The 16,314-nt window shown below is 66.5% G+C and carries 13 protein-coding genes; 8 read left to right on the top strand and 5 right to left on the bottom strand.

The window, feature by feature from the left end:
* The first annotated feature begins 19 nt into the window (after positions 1-19).
* Both nucS and GGC64_RS17770 read left to right on the top strand, forming a co-directional pair.
* Complete coding sequence (gene nucS / locus GGC64_RS17775) at positions 20-691, top strand: endonuclease NucS (RefSeq protein WP_192723784.1); 672 nt, start codon at positions 20-22, stop codon at positions 689-691.
* Between the two features lie 12 nt (positions 692-703).
* A complete protein-coding gene (locus tag GGC64_RS17770) occupies positions 704-994 on the top strand; it encodes a hypothetical protein (protein WP_192723783.1) in 291 nt (96 codons plus the stop codon).
* Here the strand turns inward: GGC64_RS17770 and mce are convergent.
* A complete protein-coding gene (mce, locus tag GGC64_RS17765; protein ID WP_192723782.1) occupies positions 991-1,461 on the bottom strand; it encodes a methylmalonyl-CoA epimerase in 471 nt (156 codons plus the stop codon). The two genes, GGC64_RS17770 and mce, sit on opposite strands and share 4 nt — an antisense overlap.
* 83 nt (positions 1,462-1,544) lie before the next feature.
* Here mce and GGC64_RS17760 point away from each other — a divergent pair, with 83 nt between their 5' ends.
* From GGC64_RS17760 to GGC64_RS17750, 3 genes are read left to right on the top strand one after another with little or no spacing between them, the layout of a single operon-like run.
* Positions 1,545-2,726: an acetyl-CoA C-acetyltransferase gene (locus GGC64_RS17760; RefSeq protein WP_192723781.1), complete on the top strand. Its 1,182-nt coding sequence runs from the start codon at positions 1,545-1,547 to the stop codon at positions 2,724-2,726.
* A 20-nt stretch (positions 2,727-2,746) separates the two neighbouring features.
* Positions 2,747-3,130 carry a DUF3817 domain-containing protein gene (locus GGC64_RS17755; protein WP_192723780.1) on the top strand — a complete coding sequence of 128 codons (384 nt, stop codon included), beginning with the start codon at positions 2,747-2,749 and terminating at the stop codon, positions 3,128-3,130.
* 13 nt (positions 3,131-3,143) lie between these two features.
* Positions 3,144-4,034, top strand: coding sequence for a tetratricopeptide repeat protein (locus GGC64_RS17750; RefSeq protein ID WP_192723779.1), 891 nt, complete (start codon positions 3,144-3,146; stop codon positions 4,032-4,034).
* Between the two features lie 10 nt (positions 4,035-4,044).
* Here GGC64_RS17750 and glgB read toward each other — a convergent pair whose 3' ends face one another.
* A complete protein-coding gene (gene glgB, locus GGC64_RS17745) occupies positions 4,045-6,252 on the bottom strand; it encodes a 1,4-alpha-glucan branching protein GlgB (protein ID WP_192723778.1) in 2,208 nt (735 codons plus the stop codon).
* A gap of 3 nt (positions 6,253-6,255) precedes the next feature.
* Positions 6,256-8,343 (bottom strand): alpha-1,4-glucan--maltose-1-phosphate maltosyltransferase, encoded by a 2,088-nt coding sequence (locus GGC64_RS17740; RefSeq protein ID WP_192723777.1) that lies wholly within the window; start codon positions 8,341-8,343, stop codon positions 6,256-6,258.
* A gap of 149 nt (positions 8,344-8,492) precedes the next feature.
* Here GGC64_RS17740 and glgP point away from each other — a divergent pair, with 149 nt between their 5' ends.
* The 3 genes from glgP (at position 8,493) to GGC64_RS17725 (ending at position 12,796) form a co-directional block, all read left to right on the top strand.
* The gene (glgP, locus tag GGC64_RS17735) at positions 8,493-11,105 is read left to right on the top strand and encodes an alpha-glucan family phosphorylase (protein WP_192723776.1); all 2,613 of its coding nucleotides are present in this window, start codon (positions 8,493-8,495) and stop codon (positions 11,103-11,105) included.
* A 65-nt stretch (positions 11,106-11,170) separates the two neighbouring features.
* Positions 11,171-11,953 carry a virginiamycin B lyase gene (locus GGC64_RS17730; RefSeq protein WP_225952069.1) on the top strand — a complete coding sequence of 261 codons (783 nt, stop codon included), beginning with the start codon at positions 11,171-11,173 and terminating at the stop codon, positions 11,951-11,953.
* A 135-nt stretch (positions 11,954-12,088) separates the two neighbouring features.
* Entirely contained in the window at positions 12,089-12,796 is a 708-nt protein-coding gene (locus tag GGC64_RS17725) for an MspA family porin (RefSeq protein ID WP_192723774.1), read from the top strand.
* A gap of 76 nt (positions 12,797-12,872) precedes the next feature.
* On the opposite strand, the gene GGC64_RS17720 is transcribed toward GGC64_RS17725, so the two are convergent.
* Together GGC64_RS17720 and GGC64_RS17715 are read right to left on the bottom strand one after the other, a co-directional pair.
* Complete coding sequence (locus tag GGC64_RS17720) at positions 12,873-14,321, bottom strand: neutral zinc metallopeptidase (protein WP_192723773.1); 1,449 nt, start codon at positions 14,319-14,321, stop codon at positions 12,873-12,875.
* Positions 14,322-14,343: 22 nt separating this feature from the next.
* The gene (locus GGC64_RS17715; RefSeq protein ID WP_192723937.1) at positions 14,344-16,314 is read right to left on the bottom strand and encodes an ATP-dependent DNA helicase; all 1,971 of its coding nucleotides are present in this window, start codon (positions 16,312-16,314) and stop codon (positions 14,344-14,346) included.

The raw sequence follows: 16,314 nt of genomic DNA, 5'->3' as shown, positions 1-16,314 counted from the left end.
CGCCGCATAAGGTGTTCGGGTGCGTCTCGTGATCGCCCAGTGCACTGTCGACTACGTGGGGCGGCTCACCGCCCACCTGCCCTCTGCCCGCAGGCTGCTGCTGTTCAAGGCCGACGGATCGGTCAGCGTCCATGCCGATGACCGGGCCTACAAGCCGTTGAACTGGATGAGCCCGCCCTGCTGGCTCTCCGAGGAGCTCGAAGGGCCTGCGCCCGTCTGGGTGGTGCAGAACAAGGCCGGCGAGCAGTTGCGCATCACGGTGGAGGACATCGAGCACGACTCCAGCCATGAGCTTGGCGTCGACCCCGGCCTGGTCAAGGACGGCGTCGAGGCGCACCTGCAGGCGCTGCTTGCCGAGCACGTGGAGCTGCTCGGTGCCGGGTACACCCTGGTGCGACGGGAGTACATGACCGCGATCGGACCGGTCGACCTGCTGTGCCGCGACGAACAGGGTCGGTCGGTGGCCGTCGAGATCAAGCGACGCGGCGAGATCGACGGCGTCGAGCAGCTGACCCGCTATCTCGAGTTGCTCAACCGCGACACCGTGCTCGCCCCGGTTGCCGGCGTGTTCGCCGCCCAGCAGATCAAGCCGCAGGCCCGAACGCTGGCCACCGATCGCGGGATCCGTTGTGTGACTTTGGACTACGACGCAATGCGCGGCATGGACAGCGACGAGTTCCGGCTGTTCTGACAGACTGGGTAAATGCCGCGGCGTCGAACGCCACCTCGCAGGCAACGCCCGCTAGCGCCGTTGCCGGAGAGTCGGCGCATCGAGACCGGGCCCGACGGATACGACTACGAGGTGAGGGCCATCACGGCGGCGCGCGCCACCAAGGTCTACCGCTGCCCGGGATGTGATCACGAGATCCGCTCGGGCACAGCGCATTTGGTGGTATGGCCCGCCGACGGCGGTGAACACGCCGCTGAGGACAGACGGCATTGGCACACGCCGTGTTGGGTGCAGCGGCGCAGTCCTACGCGGAAGTGGTCTTAATGCTCTTCGGCCGGCTCGACGAGCTCGATGAGCACGCCGCCTGCATCCTTGGGATGAATGAAGTTGATCCGTGAATTCGCCGTGCCACGTCGGGGCGCGTCGTACAGAAGCCGGACACCCTCGGCGCGCAGCCTCTCGCTCAGCAGGTCGATGTCGCTCGTGCGGTAGGCCAACTGCTGCAGGCCGGGGCCGCGCTTGTCGAGGAACTTGGCGATGGTCGACGTCTCGTCGAGCGGTGCCATCAGCTGGATCTCGGCGCTGCCCTTCGGAGCGCCACGCACCGACAGCATGGCCTCGCGGACACCCTGCTCTTCGTTGATCTCCTCGTGCAGCACGATCATGCCGAGGTGGTCGTGGTACCACTTGATCGCAGCATCGAGATCGGGGACAGCGATGCCGACGTGGTCGATCGCCGTTACGAGAGCACTCGCAAGCGCTGGACGTGCCTCTACGTGCTCGGTGCTCATAACGTAACGGTAACCTTGAGACAGATGTTTGCGGAATGTGTCATGGGCCACATCTCCGAATACCCATTCCTTGGAGGGAACAAATGACGACGTCGGTGATTGTTGCTGGAGCCCGCACTCCCGTAGGCAAGCTCATGGGTTCGCTGAAGGACTTCTCCGGCAGCGATCTCGGCGCCATCGCCATTGCGGGCGCGCTGGAGAAGGCAGGAGTTCCGGCGTCGCTGGTCGAGTACGTGATCATGGGTCAGGTACTGACCGCCGGCGCGGGCCAAATGCCCGCCCGTCAGGCCGCCGTCGGCGCCGGAATCGGCTGGGATGTGCCTTCGCTGACCATCAACAAGATGTGCCTGTCGGGCATCGACGCGATCGCTCTCGCCGATCAGCTCATTCGTGCAGGCGAGTTCGACGTCGTCGTCGCAGGCGGCCAGGAGTCGATGACCAAGGCGCCGCACCTGCTGATGGACAGCCGTTCCGGCTACAAGTACGGCGACGTCACGGTGCTCGACCACATGGCTTACGACGGTCTGCACGACGTCTTCACCGACCAGCCGATGGGTGCGCTCACCGAGCAGCGCAACGACGTCGACCGGTTCACCCGCGCCGAGCAGGACGAGGTCGCCGCGGCCTCGCACCAAAAGGCCGCTGCCGCATGGAAAGACGGCGTCTTTGCCGACGAGGTGGTGCCGGTCAAGATCCCTCAGCGCAAGGGAGATCCGATCGAGTTCACCGAGGATGAGGGCATCCGTGCCAACACCACGGCCGAGTCGTTGGCAGGTCTGAAGCCCGCGTTCCGCAAGGACGGCACGATCACCGCCGGGTCCGCCTCCCAGATCTCCGACGGCGCGGCGGCCGTCGTGGTGATGAAAAAGGCCAAGGCGCAGGAGCTCGGCCTGACGTGGCTGTGCGAGATCGGCGCCCACGGCGTCGTCGCGGGCCCGGACTCCACATTGCAGTCACAGCCCGCCAACGCCATCAAGAAGGCGATTGCCCGCGAAGGCATTTCGGTGGACCAGCTCGACGTCATCGAGATCAACGAGGCGTTCGCGGCGGTCGCGCTGGCGTCGACGAAGGAACTCGGCGTCGACCCGGAGAAGGTCAACGTCAACGGCGGTGCCATCGCCATCGGTCATCCGATCGGCATGTCCGGGGCGCGCATCACCCTGCACGCCGCCCTTGAGCTGGCCCGACGCGGTTCCGGCTACGCCGTGGCCGCGCTGTGCGGTGCGGGCGGCCAGGGTGACGCCCTGATGCTTCGCGCCGGGTAGCTACTACGACGCTCTGTAGTATGTGCGCTATGACTAGCGCGTTTGATCTGCGTAGCGCCCCCGGCTGGTTCCGGCTGATCGCGCTGGCGGAAGCCGTCAGCTGGGTCGGTCTGCTGGTCGGCATGTACTTCAAGTACCTGGGCACGCCGCGCACCGAAATCGGCGTCAAGGTGTTCGGCATGGCCCACGGCCTTGTTTTCATCGCCTTTGTCGTGACCGGTCTACTGGTCGGAATCGCGTACCACTGGGCGGCTCGTACGTGGTTGCTGGCGTTGCTGGCGAGCATTGTGCCGCTGGCCAGTGTGATCTTCCTCATATGGGCCGATAGGACGGGTCGTATCGGGCCTGCGGAGACCGTCTCGGCCGCCTCCCAACCAGGGCGGCGCGCACCGGAAACGACGTGACAGACTTGGGGGCGTGAGTCGTCCCCGTCCTCCCATCGCGGCCTCCATGGCCGGTGCGGTTGACCTGTCAGCCCTCAAACAACGATCGGCACCTGCGGGCGAAAGCGCGGCCCCGCCGAGCGGCGTCGAGATCACCGAGGCCAACTTCGAAGCCGAGGTGCTGGTCCGGTCGAACGAGGCGCCGGTTTTCGTGCTGCTGTGGTCGCCTCGCAGCGAAGCCAGCGTACGACTGGGCCAGGACCTGAGCGCTCTCGCGGACGCCGATGGCGGTAAGTGGTCGTTGGCGACGGTGAACGTCGACACGGCTCCACAGGTCGCACAGGCGCTGCGGGTACAGGCGATCCCCACTGTCGTGGTGGTTGCCGGCGGAACGCTGTTGACCAAGTTCGAGGGAGCGCCACCTCCAGAGCAGCTTCGCGGGGTCATCGACCAAGTGCTGAACGCGACGGCGGGCAAGCTCGCAGGCAACGGCGAGGGCGAGGAGCCCGAGCAGGTCGATCCTCAACTGGCCCAAGCTCGAGCGCATTTGGACGCCGGCGATTTCGATGCGGCGCTGCAGGCGTACCAAGGGCTGCTCACCGCGAACCCGAACCACGAAGAAGCGAAGGGCGCGGTGCGTCAGATCGGCTTCCTGCAGCGCGCGACCTCCCGCGCACCTGGTGCCGTCGTCGCAGCCGACGCCAAGCCCGACGACATCGAGTTGGCGTTTGCCGCAGCCGATGTCGAGATCCTTCAGCAGGACGTCGCGTCGGCGTTCAACCGGCTGATCGCATTGATCAAACGGACCGCAGGCGACGACCGCACCAAGGTGCGCACCCGGCTGATCGAATTGTTCGAGCTGTTCGACCCCGCCGACCCCGAGGTCATCGCGGGCCGGCGCAACCTGGCCAACGCGCTGTACTAGCCGCCGTAGATCAGGCCGGCTCGAACCACAGCGCGGCCAGCGGCGGCAGCACCATGACCGCTGACGCCGGACGTCCGTGCCACGGTTCGTCGGTGGCCTCCACCGCGCCGAAGTTGCCGATGCCGGTGCCGTTGTAGATGTCGGCATCGGTGTTGAGCACCTCGCGCCAGGTGCCCGCGTGCGGCAAGCCCAGTCGGTAGCGCGTGTGTTCGGCGCCCGAGAAGTTGAACACGCACGCCAGCATCGAGCCGTCGTCACCGAAACGCATGAAGCTCAACACATTGTTGGCCGAATCGTTCGCGTCGATCCACGAATAGCCCTCTGGCCTGGTGTCCTGCGACCACAGCGCCCGACGGCCGCGGTAGATGCCGTTCATGTCCTGCATCAGCCGCTGAATACCGTTGGAGAAGCTGTTCTCATCGAGCTGGTACCAGTCGACGCCGCGCTCCTCGGACCACTCCGCGCGCTGACCGAACTCCTGCCCCATGAACAGCAACTGCTTGCCGGGGTGTGCCCACTGATAGGCCAGCAGCCCACGCATCCCCGCGGCCTTCACATGGTCATTGCCGGGCATCCGGCCCCACAGCGTGCCCTTGCCGTGCACCACCTCGTCATGGCTGATCGGCAACACGAAGTTCTCGCTGTACGCATACAGCATCGAGAACGTGATCTCGTGGTGGTGGAAACTGCGGTGAATCGGGTCGCGCTTGATGAACTCCAGCGTGTCGTTCATCCAGCCCATGTTCCACTTCATCGAGAAGCCAAGGCCGCCAAGGTTGGTCGCCCGCGTGACGCCAGGCCACGACGTCGACTCCTCAGCGACGGTGACGATGCCTGGCGCGAGCTTGTGCACCGTGGCGTTCATCTCCTGCAGGAACTGCACGGCCTCGAGGTTCTCGCGGCCGCCGTAGATATTCGGCGTCCAGCCGCCCTCTGGGCGTGAGTAGTCGAGATAGAGCATCGAGGCGACGGCGTCGACACGCAGCCCGTCGATGTGGAACTCCTGCAGCCAGTACAGCGCGTTGGCGACCAGGAAGTTGCGCACCTCGGCTCGGCCGAAGTCGAACACATAAGTGCCCCAATCCAACTGCTCACCACGGCGCGGATCGGAGTGCTCGTAGAGTGCGGTGCCGTCGAAGCGGCCCAGCGCCCAGGCGTCCTTCGGGAAGTGTGCGGGCACCCAGTCCATGATCACGCCGATTCCGGCCTGATGCAGCTTGTCGACGAGGTAACGGAAATCGTCGGGGCTGCCCAGTCGCGACGTCGGCGCGTAGTACGACGTGACCTGATAGCCCCATGACCCGCCGAACGGGTGCTCGGCGACGGGCATCAGCTCCACATGCGTGAAGCCCTGGGCCACCACATATTCCGTCAGCTCGTCGGCCAGCTGTCGGTAACTCAGTCCCGGCCGCCATGACATCAGGTGCACCTCGTAGGTGCTCATCGGTTCGAACACCGGGTTTTGCGCCGCCCGGTTCGCCATCCAGTCGGCGTCGTCCCAGGTGTACTCGCTCTTGGTCACCTTCGACGCGGTCTGCGGCGGCACCTCCGTGGCAAAAGCCATGGGGTCGGCCCGTTCGGTCACTGCCCCGTCGGCGCCGTGTACGCGGAACTTGTACATTCCGCCGATCTCAAAGCCCGGCCAGAACAACTCCCACACGCCGGTCGAGCCAAGCACGCGCAGCTGGGCCTCGTTGCCGTCCCAATGGTTGAAATCACCGATCAGGCTGACACCCTTGGCATTTGGCGCCCATACCGCGAACGACACGCCTTCCACGACACCGTCGGGGGTGGTGAAGCGTCGCGGGTGAGCGCCCAAGATCTCCCACAGCCGCTCATGCCGTCCCTCGGCGAACAGGTGCAGATCGATCTCACCGAGGGTGGGCAGGAAGCGATACGCATCGGCCACGGTGTGAACATGCGGCTCGTCGCCGCCCGAGTCATACGTCACCTCGAGCCGGTAATCCACCAGATCGGTGAACGGCACTGCGACGGCGAACAATCCCGCCTCGATATGGGTGAACACGTAGCGTTCACCGCCGATGAGCGCGGCCACCTCGACTGCGTGCGGTCGATAGGCGCGAATCACCGTGTGATCGGTGTATTCGTGGGCGCCCAGAATCGAATGCGGGTCGTGATGCTCGCCGATCAGCAGCCGGTTGAGGTCTGCCGTGTGCGGCCGCAAGTGCGGGCTGGTGCGTTGGTTGGTCTGCGTCATCAGTCACTCCCTGCGCAGTAGCTTGAGTCGTTGGTCGGCCGGAACTTGGGGCATGTTCAGCACGTGGGCCACCGCTCGTGCCGGATCGAGACGGACGTAATTCGCTTGCCCCCACTGATATTCATCGCCGGTGATCTCGTCGCGCACCCAGAAGCGGTCATAGGGCTCCATACCGAGCGCTCCCATATCGAGCCACAGCGTTGCCTCTTCGGGCCCGAACGGGTTGAGCGTCACCACCACCAGCACCTGATCGCCGGTCACCGGGTCGAACTTGCTGTAGGCCAGCACCGCGTCGTTGTCGGGGTGGTGGAACTTGATGGTGCGCAACTCGTGCAACGCCGGATGGACACGACGAATCTCGTTGAGCCGAGTCAGGAATGGCTCCAGTGATTCGCCGTCGGCCAGTGCGGCGTCGAAATCACGTGGCCGCAGTTCGTACTTCTCGGAGTTCAGGTACTCCTCGCTGCCTTCCCGCACCGGTCGGTGCTCGTAGAGTTCGTAGCCCGAGTACACCCCCCACACCGAACTCATCGTCGACGCCAGCACGGCCCGGATCGCGAACATGCCGGGACCGCCGTGCTGCAGGCTCTCGTGCAGGATGTCGGGCGTGTTGACGAACAGATTCGGCCGGGCCTCGTCGGCGTGCTCGGCGATCTGCTCCCCGAATTCGGTCAGCTCCCATTTCGCTGTGCGCCAGGTGAAATAGGTATACGACTGCGTGAAGCCGAGTTTGGCCAACCCGTAGAGCCGCGCCGGTCGGGTGAACGCTTCGGCCAGGAACAGCACGTCGGGGTTCTCGTTCTTCACCTCACCGATCAGCCATGCCCAGAAGTTCGGCGGTTTGGTGTGGGGGTTGTCCACCCGAAACACGTTGACGCCGTGCGAGATCCAGAACCGCACCACCCGAAGCACTTCTTCGTAGAGCCCGGCCGGATCGTTGTCGAAGTTCAGCGGGTAGATGTCCTGGTACTTCTTCGGAGGATTTTCGGCATAGGCGATCGTGCCGTCGGGCAGCACGGTGAACCACTCCGGATGCTTGCGCGCCCACGGGTGGTCGGGCGCGCACTGCAGCGCCAGATCGAGGGCCACCTCCATGCCCTCGTCGCGGGCCGCCGCCACGAAGTCGTCGAAATCCTCGACCGTGCCGAGCTTCGGATGCACCGCGTCGTGGCCGCCCTCGTCGCTGCCGATGGCCCACGGGGAGCCGACGTCGTTGGGTGCGGCGGTCACACTGTTGTTGCGGCCCTTGCGGTGCACCTTGCCGATCGGGTGGATCGGCGGCAGGTAGACCACGTCGAAGCCCATCTTCGCGATGCGGGACAGGTCCTTGGTTGCGGTGGCGAAGGTGCCGTGCACGGGATTGCCCTTGGCGTCCCAGCCGCCGGTCGACCGCGGAAACATCTCGTACCACGAACTGAACCGGGCCGCCGGCCGATCCACCCAGACACCGTATTGCTCTCCGCGCGTGATCAATTCGCGCAGCGGATACTGATCGAGCACCTCGGCCACTTCCGGCGAAAGGGCGGCGCCCGCGCGGGTGAACGGGTCACCAGGGGTACGCAACCGCGCCGCGGCGTCGATCAGGGGATAGCGGTGTTGACGCGGTGCACCCGTCGCGGCGCGCTCCAAGAGCTTCGCTCCGACGAGCAGGTCGTTGGACAGTTCGCTTTCGCTCTGGCCGGCGTCCAACTTTGCGGTGACGTTCTTGCGCCACGTCGCGATCGGGTCGCCCCAACCGTCGACACGGAAGGTCCACAACCCCACGCTGGTGGGACTGAACTGGCCGTGGAACACATCGGGCGTTCGACCGGCCGACATCGGCAGCTGCTGTGGCTTGATGCGCGGCGCCGGGATGACCACCTCTTCGATCGGCACCGGCGCCGGCTGTTTGGCTCGGCCCGGCGGATCGTCGGCGAGCTTCGGATAGCTCGTGCCGTGGTAACGCACCACCAGCGTGGCCGATACCGCGTCATGGCCTTCGCGCCACACCGTGGCACGAACGGGGACGATCTCACCGACTACCGCTTTGGCCGGGTACCGTCCGCCTGAAACTACGGGTGCGACGTCATCGATCTCGATACGACCGGCCACCCCATCACTCCTTACGCTGGCTGTGCTCGTCGTCGCTTCATCGTCCTGGGCGCCCTATACCCACCGTAGTGGTCGGCCCAACCCAATGCGGGTGAAGCGATCACCACACCACGCTGCGGTCAGCCGATTTGTCAGTAAGGTTGACTCGCGTGAAAGCTCTCCGCCGGTTCACGGTCCGCACGCATCTGCCCGATCGTCTGACCGCGCTCGAACGCCTTTCCATCAACCTGCGATGGTCGTGGGATAAACCCACCCAGGACCTCTTCACGGCCATCGACCCGGAGCTGTGGAAGCAGGTCGGGTGCGACCCCGTCGCGCTGCTCGGGCAGGTCACGCCCAAGCGCCTCGACGAACTCGCCGTCGACGAATCCTTCCTGCGGCGACTCGACGGGCTGGCGGCCGATCTGGACAACTACCTGACCCGGCCGTTGTGGTACCAGCAGCAACAAGACGAGGGCGCACAGTTGCCGCACGGCATCGCCTACTTCTCGATGGAGTTCGGCGTTGCCGAGGTGCTGCCGAACTACTCCGGCGGCCTGGGAATCCTGGCCGGCGATCACCTGAAGTCCGCTTCGGACCTCGGGCTTCCTCTCATCGCGGTCGGCTTGCTGTACCGCTCGGGGTACTTCCGGCAGTCGCTGACGGCCGACGGGTGGCAGCACGAGGACTATCCGTCGCTGGATCCGCAGGGTCTGCCGCTGCGGCTGCTCGCCGACCACCGGGGCGACCCGGTGTTGGTCGAGCTTGCGATGCCCGACGCCACCCAGCTGCGGGCACGGGTCTGGATCGCACAGGTTGGCCGAATTCCGTTGCTGCTGTTGGATTCCGACATTCCGGAGAACGAGCACGAGCTGCGGGGCGTCACCGACCGGCTTTACGGCGGCGACCAGGAGCACCGGATCAAGCAGGAGATCCTGGCAGGCATCGGCGGGGTGCGCGCTATCCGCGCCTACACCGAGATCGAGGGCCTGCCCGCGCCCGAGGTGTTCCACATGAACGAGGGCCACGCAGGCTTCCTCGGTGTCGAACGTATCCGCGAGCTGATCGACGCCGGGCTCGACTTCGACACCGCGCTGACGGTGGTTCGTTCGTCCACTGTGTTCACCACGCACACCCCGGTGCCAGCGGGCATCGACCGGTTCCCGGTGGAGATGGTCAAGCGGTACTTCGGCGGGTCGACGGACGGCCCGTTGGGCGCGATGTCGCGGCTGCTGCCCGGTGTGCCGCTGGACCGGATCATCGCCTTCGGCGCCGAGGACGACCCGTCGAAGTTCAACATGGCCCACATGGGCCTGCGGCTCGCACAGCGCGCCAACGGCGTGTCGCTGCTGCATGGGCAGGTCAGCCGCTACATGTTCAACGAGCTGTGGCCGGGCTTCGATGCGGCCGAGGTGCCGATCGGCTCCATCACCAACGGTGTGCACGGGCCGACGTGGGCTGCGCCGCAGTGGCTCGAGCTGGGCCGTGAACTACTGGGCAGCGACGATCTCGGTTCGCTCACCGAGCCTGAGACGTGGCAGCGGCTCAAGGAGGTCGACCCGGGCCACATGTGGTGGATCCGGTCGCAGCTGCGCGAGGCGCTCGTCGAGGACGTGCGGGCCCGGCTGCGCCGGTCATGGCACGACCGGGGCGCGTCGGATGCCGAATTGGGCTGGATCGCAACGGCATTCGATCCCAATGTGCTGACCATCGGGTTCGCCCGCCGAGTGCCGACGTACAAGCGGCTGACGTTGATGCTGCGCGACCCGGAGCGGCTGGAGAAGCTGCTGCTCGACGAGAAGCGCCCGATTCAGCTGATCGTCGCCGGTAAGTCGCACCCGGCAGACGACGGCGGAAAGGCGCTCATCCAACAGATCGTGAAGTTCGCCGACCGGCCGGAGGTGCGGCACCGCATCGCGTTCCTGCCGGACTACGACATGTCGATGGCCCGGCAGCTGTACTACGGCTGCGATGTCTGGCTGAACAATCCGCTGCGGCCGCTGGAGGCGTGCGGGACTTCGGGCATGAAGAGCGCGCTCAACGGCGGCCTGAATCTGTCCATCCGCGACGGCTGGTGGGACGAGTGGTACGACGGCGAGAACGGCTGGGAAATCCCGACGGCCGATGGGCTGCTCGATGAAGGCCGCCGCGACGACATCGAGGCCGCCGCCCTCTACGACCTGCTCGAGCAGTCGGTGGCGCCGAAGTTCTACGACCGCGACGAGCACGGCGTCCCGACGCGATGGGTGGAGATGGTGCGTCACACCCTGATGGAGCTGGGGCCGAAGGTACTGGCGTCGCGGATGGTGACCGACTACACGGAGAAGTACTACGCCCCGGCGGCGGCGTCGCTGCGCAAGACAGTCGAACCGGGCGCCGATGGCGAGCCGTTCGGCGCGGCTCGCGAGCTGGCGGCCTACCGGCAGCGCGCGAACGAGGCGTGGCCGAAGATCCAGATCACCGATGTCGACAGCTACGGCCTCCCTGATACCCCGCTGCTCGGCTCGAAGCTCACGCTGACCGCGACGGTGCAGTTGGCCGGGCTGGGAGCGGACGAGGTGGTGGTTCAGGCGGTGCTGGGCCGCGTGAACGGCAGCGACGTGCTGGTGAATCCGATCACCGTGCAGATGGCGCACACCGGTACCGCTGACGGCGGCAACGAGGTGTTCTCCACGACGACGCCGTTGCCGGTGGCAGGTCCTGTCGGGTACACCGTGCGGGTCCTGCCGCACCATCCACTGCTGGCCGGGGACAACGAACTCGGCCTCGTCACGCTGGCGTGAGCGCCGCCCTCAAGGTCGCACTCGACGGCGGGCCGTGTGCGCTGGCGGCCGGTACCGACGGCGCGATGTGGGTGACGCTGGTGCACAGCGGCGCGATCGCCCGGGTGACGAAGAGCGGCGATGTCAGCTTGTACCCGGTCGATCCGCAATCGCGGCCGTCGATCATCACCGCTGGCCCCGACGGTGCGCTGTGGTTCACCCGCACTGGCGACGACCGCATCGGACGGATCACGACGGACGGCGAACTGAGCGCGTTCGAGCTGGGGGAGGACACGGGGCCGTACGGCATCACCGCGGGCCCGGATGGCGCGCTGTGGTTCACGGGGATGACGTCGGGTGAGATCGGCCGTATCTCGGTCGACGGCGAGCTGTCGGCGGGCACGACCGTCGGCGGTGCTCCGTCGATGATCACCGTGGGGCCGGACCACGCGTTGTGGTTCACGCTCAATCAGGGCAACGCAATTGGCCGGTTCACACCGACAGACGGACTGACCGTGCGTGAATTGCCAACTGCGGGAGCAGGTCCCGTCGGTATCGCCGCCACGCACGACGACGCGGTGTGGTTCACCGAGATCCTCGGCGAGAAGATCGGCCGGATCCCGATGGACGACGCGATCCAGGAGATGGAGCTGCCGGGTAAACCGCACGCGGTGGTCGCGGACCCCGACGACGGTGTCTGGGTGAGCCTGTGGGGTGCCAACCAGATCGCGCGCATCAGCGGTGACGGCGCGGACGTCGTCACGATCGATCTTCCGCCGGGCAGCGAGCCGCATGGCTTGGCGATCGACCACGACGGCGTGGCATGGGTCGCGCTGGAGTCGGGGTTCGTGCTGCGCATGTCCACGTGAACTCGGCGGGGTCACGCTCGGATAAAGACTTGCCGACATGCGGCACGCCTTCGCGGCAGGCGGCTCAACTGCGGGGTAATGATCCAAGGCGGAATGTGTTCCGGCCGAGGAGGCTGCGCTGTGCTGGTTCGTCCCATGGCCGTACTGGCTGCGTGCGTAGTGACCGGCGCGTTGGTCGTTCCGATCGCATCAGCCGACCCTGAGACGGAAGCCGTTTCCGCCGAAGTGCCTGCGCCTGAGGCGGCGCCCCCCGATGACGGCCGGGTCGAGTCGTCGCCTCCCAAGACGACTTACTCGCCGGACGGCTGGACCCTCACGGTGTCAGCCAAAGACGAGACTCAGAGGGTCACCGCGCCGCTGACAACCGCGATCTCGACCCGCGAGTACGAGGTGGGCGGCATCTACAGCGGCTCACTGGTCGGCCCCGAGGAGGACGAGGAGGGCGCGCAGGGGACCCTCGAAGTGGGTTATCAGATCGGCTGCGGCATCGATATGAGTACGTCCAACGGTGTGTCCCTGACGGGCACTGTGGGGCTCAACCCGTCGATCGGAGTCGTTGGAACCGACATCATCTCGCCGCTGCCGGAAGGGATCATCCCGGGAGTCGGCGCGAACGTCGGCGGTGGTGTCACCGTCGGCCTCAAGCCAGGGCTCATCAACACCATCCCGGTGTCGAAGAAGGAGTTCAGGGGCGACAGCCCCTGGATCATGGTTGACGGATTCCGCATCAAGATCGACGGCTGCGTCGGCGAGTCTTTCATTCGCTCGTATGCGTTCCTGACCCGTTCGACCGATGAGTCCGACGCGGTCTCAGCGTGGTACGGCGTGACGAAGAAGGTCTAGTTGTTCTCGGCGAGCGACCGTGTTTGCACGCAGACACACCGCATTTGCACGGCATTTTGCGGTCGCTCGCGGTGAATTAGGGGAAGCGCTTGAAGCAGCGGTCCTGATCGCCGAGCACACCGACCCGAAACGCGTCGATCCGCGAGAAGCCCGATGGCACCGATTCGCCGTTGACATCGCTTGCGGCAAGGCCGTTGGTCAAGATGCCCGACACCGCCTCGTCGACGTCACCGGCGGTCAGCGCGATGGTGTTGCCGTCGGGTGTGGTGATGGTCTTCGACATCTTCACGGTGGCGACGCCGGTGAGGCACGCCGTGCGCAGCGCTGCCTCGGCGTTGTCGAGCAGTACGCCACCGTGTGCGTGCTGCAGCGCCTGCATGTAGCGCGAGACCAGCACCGAGTAGGCGGTGTTGTCGCCGCTCGCAAGACCGCCGCCGTCGGCATTGTCGGATTGCGTACCCATCGCCTGCAGCTCCTTCAGGTCGACGACGATGGTGTTCGTCGCGGGGCAGAAGGACGCAGGCGGGCTTGGCCTGGCGTCCGGACACTTTTCGGCGTCGGATGTCTTGAAGCTGAGCTTGGGTGGATCGGCGGGCGAGAATACGATGCCCATCGCGTCGATGATCGAGCGCGCCGATTCCTCGGTGACCGGCAACTCGCCGGTCTGGTCCTCCGGCAGCAGCACAGGCAGATCCCCGCGACGCTGGCCGATCTCGCGCATGTCGATCGCCGCACACGCCGAGGGGCCGTCGGTGAATCCGAACTGGAAGGCCGACAGTCGCTCGAACGCAGAACCGTGTTCATCGATGCCGGCTTCTGGATCACCTTCTGCCAGAAGGGGATCGCGGAACGCGATCACCGCGGCAAGTACATTGTTCAGCCCGTCGGCGGTCGACAGCGTGAAGCGTGGCGACTTGTCCTCGGCCACCCAGCGCATATACGCGCCCGCAAAGCAGTCGGCCTGTTGTTCGGAGACCAGCGTCGGTGTCTTCTTGGTGGTCAACCCCGCCTGGTGTTGTATCGCGTGGCCGTACTCGTGGGCGAGAACCATCGCGACGCCCATGTCCCCGTTCGCCTTTCGCAGCGACGGCAGCAGCTCGCCGCGGTCCCAGCCGATGGTTTCGTCGTCGAAGCAGAACGCCGCGTTGACGAGTCCATAGGTGTCGTCGCCGCAGAACGTGGTGCCCTCGAAACCGTTGGCGTCCCACGAGATCAGCGCCTCGACGGGTTTGAACTGACCGTCGAAGGTATCGCCGTACACCTGGCCCCAGTATTCCTCGATGTCGCTCACGGCGTTCGCGGCCAGCTTGTCCATCTGTCCGTGGTCGGTGCCCTCGACGTCGCGCACGTCCCCGTGCGCGTCGGGTCGCAGCCCGGTCGGGCCGTCGCTGGCAGGCAGCCCCGCCACGTGGAACGGGTCGTCGAACACCGAGACCGCTTTGCCCTGAAGGGTTGTGGTGCACGCGGGTATCAGCAGCGTCGTGCAGGTCGCGATCACGGCAGCAACTACGCGGCGTCGCCTCATGGACGCAGCTTAATGAAAGCTGTCAGCCTGCGCGCAGACGTTCGAGCGCTTCCCGCACCCGACGTGAGTCCGTCGTCGCCCAGAACGGCGGCAGCGACGCGCGCAGGTAGCCGCCGTATCGCGCGGTAGCCATCCGCGAGTCCAGCACCGCGACCACTCCGCGGTCGTCCATGCGGCGCAGCAGGCGCCCCGCGCCCTGCGCCAACAGCAGCGCGGCATGGCTGGCGGCCACGGCCATGAACCCGTTCCCGCCGCGGGCCGCCACGGCGCGCTGCCGCGCGGTCAGCAGCGGGTCGTCGGGCCGGGGAAACGGAATGCGGTCGATGAGCACCAGCGACAGCGACGGGCCGGGCACGTCGACGCCCTGCCACAGCGACAGCGTGCCGAACAGCGACGTCTCGGGATCATCGGCGAACCGCTGCACCAATGCCGACGTGGTGTCCTCGCCCTGGCACAACACGGGCGTCTTCAGCCGCTCCCGCATGATCTCGGCGGCGGCCTTCGCGGCCCGCATCGACGAGAACAGCCCAAGCGTGCGCCCTCCCGCCGCGGTGATGAGCGCCTGGATCTCTTCGAGTTGCTCGGCGGAGCCGGTGCCGTCGCGACCGGGCGGGGGAAGATGCGCGGCGACGTAGAGGATGCCTGACTTCGCGTGCTCGAACGGCGAGCCGACGTCGAGGCCGCGCCACTTGGCCGCGTCTTCACCGGCCAGCCCCCACGCCGAAGCCATCGCCTCGAAGTTGCCGCCGATGGTCAGTGTCGCAGACGTGAGCACGGCGGTCGTGTGCTCAAAGAGCCTGGCGCGCAACAATCCTGCGACCGACAACGGCGCAACCCGCAGCACCGCGCGAATGCTGCCGCGGTTGTCCTCATGGTCCAGCCACACCACATCCGTTCGGTCGGGGATCGCCGGGACGAACGACGAAAGGATCCGCGTCGCGGTATCGCTGATGTCGGTCAGCGCGGTCACCGCTTCGGCGCGTGCGGAGGCTGCCTGCGGATCGCTCGGTGCGGTGTCGATGGCCGAGCGGGCCTTGCTCGCGGCGTCGCGCAGCGCGGTCAGGTAGGTGGCCATCTCGTCGTCGAGGACATCGATGCGCCCCGGGGTGGCGTCATGGATCGCCGACGACAGCACCGCGATCGTCGCCTCGAGGCGCTCCGCGAGCTCGGGGTCGATGAGCCTGCCGACCCGGCGATGGGCGATGCCGAGGGAGCTGGCCGACAATTCTCCGGTGGCCACACCCGTGACGCGGTCGGCCAGTTCGTGTGCCTCGTCGACCACCAGCAGATGATGTTCGGGCAGCACGGCGGCATCGGTCATCGCGTCGATCGCGAGCAGCGCGTGATTGGTGACGACGACGTCGACGTGGCCGGCCTTGTCCCTGGCGCGTTCGGCGAAGCAGTCGGTGCCGAACGGGCAGCGCGCCACGCCGATGCACTCCCGTGCCGAGACGGACACTTGCGACCACGACCTGTCCGGCACGCCCGGCGTGAGCTCGTCGCGGTCACCGGTCTCGGTATCACACGACCAGGCGATGAGCCGCTGCACATCGCGGCCAAGGGCGCTGGCGGCCATCGGCTCGAACAGCTCCTCCTGCGGCCTATCTTCCGGTTCCGTCGCCGCACCGTTGTGAATCTTGTTCAGGCACAAATAGTTTCCGCGACCCTTCAGCAGCGCGAACTCCGGCCGCCGCGGCAGCGTGTCGGTCAGCGCGTCGGCCAGTCGCGGCAGGTCGCGGTCGACGAGTTGGCGCTGCAGCGCGATGGTCGCGGTCGAAACCACGACCGGCTCCTCGGTCTCGATGGCCCGCGCGATCGCGGGCACCAGGTATGCCAGCGACTTGCCGGTTCCTGTGCCCGCCTGGACGGCCAGGTGCTCGCCGCTTTCGAAAGCGCGCGCGACGGCCTCGGCCATCTCGATCTGGCCGCTGCGCTCGCTGCCGCCCAGCGCGGCGACCGCCTTGCCCAGCAGTTCAGTGACGTGCGACGTGAT

It is taken from the genome of Mycobacterium sp. OAS707, from assembly GCF_014873705.1.
Taxonomy (GTDB): Bacteria; Actinomycetota; Actinomycetes; order Mycobacteriales; family Mycobacteriaceae; genus Mycobacterium.
Note: the sequence above shows the minus strand (reverse complement) of the source record. Positions and strands in the feature narration are given on the sequence as shown.